This is a genomic window from Candidatus Fermentibacter sp., assembly GCA_030373045.1.
Classification (GTDB): domain Bacteria; phylum Fermentibacterota; class Fermentibacteria; order Fermentibacterales; family Fermentibacteraceae; genus Fermentibacter.
On the sequence record JAUCPW010000033.1, the window covers coordinates 1 to 1,390 of the forward strand.

Annotated in this window: 1 protein-coding gene and 1 pseudogene; one reads left to right on the top strand and one right to left on the bottom strand. The window is 60.4% G+C overall.

Annotated elements, in window-relative coordinates; all coding sequences use genetic code 11:
* Window positions 1-182: 182 nt before the first annotated feature.
* Complete coding sequence (locus QUS11_06685; GenBank protein ID MDM7992985.1) at window positions 183-527, bottom strand: endo alpha-1,4 polygalactosaminidase; 345 nt, start codon at window positions 525-527, stop codon at window positions 183-185.
* Window positions 528-768: 241 nt separating this feature from the next.
* Here QUS11_06685 and QUS11_06690 point away from each other — a divergent pair.
* A pseudogene (locus QUS11_06690) lies at window positions 769-1,264 on the top strand (IS5 family transposase).
* Window positions 1,265-1,390 lie beyond the last annotated feature (126 nt).

Genomic DNA, 1,390 nt, shown 5'->3' on the forward strand with positions numbered 1-1,390 from the left:
GCGTCCGGCATCCGGAGAACAGAGCGGCAAGCAGCCGGCGTCAGGCGTCCGGTGGTCGGCATCCGAAAACCAGGGTGCGGACGCTGGATTTAGCCCTATTATCGCTCCGGATACCGGAAACCGGAAACCGAAGCCGCTCCATTGTCGCTCCGGAAGCCGGAGACCGGAAACCGGAAACCTGCTCAGTATTCCTCGAACGAGTCGACCTTATCGAGATAGACGCCGTCGAACCCGGCGGCTACGATCCTGTCGAGGTACGAGCCGGGGCTGCCGTAGATGATGGCCTGCCACTCCGGGTCCCAGTACTCCACCAGATAGTTTCCCGGCCAGTCGGGGTTCCCCGACCCCAGCCAGGACGGCGGGTCCGTCACCCAGGAAGGATCCCAGTACCACCGGTAGTCCTCGGCTTCGCCTATGCTCATGTAACAGAGCACTATCCTGCTCTCTCCACCGGGCTTGGTCGAGAGCGCCTCCACCTCTGCGGGACCCAGCTGCTCCCCGCAGCAGGAGAGGTCGATCACGAACATGTCGTATCCTGTGGTGTCGAGCGTCGCGACGAACTCGTCTGCGCTGGTGAACCCCTGATCGTTGATCAGGTAGAGGAAGTTGCTGGCATCCCCGAGGCTTTCGACCGGATCGTCGTTCAGCGCCCAGGGTTCGGCGGGATAGGATGTGATGTCGTCCAGGTCCCTGCATGAGGTTATTAGAGCCTATCCGTAATTAGTTGACTTGAAGCGCCTCCTCCCCTATGCTTTGAGGGGAGGTGACGTGATGCCGAAAGTGCAGCTGTGGGAAGTGTCTGACGAGTTCTGGAAGCGAGTCGAGCCGTTCATTCCCGAGAAGAAGCGCGATCCTGAGAAGCAGTATCAGAGGAAGGCAGGAGCCGGGAGGAAGCCCAAGGATCCCAGGAAGGTGTTCGAGGGGATCATCTATGTCCTCAGAACAGGCTGTCAGTGGAAGGCGCTTCCGTCCGAGAAGTACGGAAGCGCCTCTTCAGTCCACTCCTATTTCCGGACCTGGCTGAAGCAGGGGTTCTTCCTGTCCCTGTGGCGGGCAGGTCTCGCAGAGTACGATGACATGGAGGGAATAGCCTGGTCCTGGCAGAGCCTGGACGGGACGATGTTGAAAGCGCCTCTTGGAGGCATAGAAGATGCAGGTCCGAACCCCACGGACCGGGGGAAAAAAAGGAAGCAAGCGGCACCTGCTGGTCGACGGGCATGGAGTCCCGCTGTCCCTCGTCGTGACCGGGGCGAACAGGCATGACTGTCAGCGGCACTCCAATAATCCCCACTCGTGGCAATTGAATTCTCCCCACCCCGAAGGGGGAAGGGATGAAGGCTGCAGTTGACGGGATGACGGCCGGAGCGACGATTACTCCTCAGACGTGCAC

Excerpts from the sequence above, each read along its gene's own strand:
- QUS11_06685 (MDM7992985.1), bottom strand. The coding sequence starts at position 527 with ATGTTCGTGATCGACCTCTCCTGCTGCGGGGAGCAGCTGGGTCCCGCA.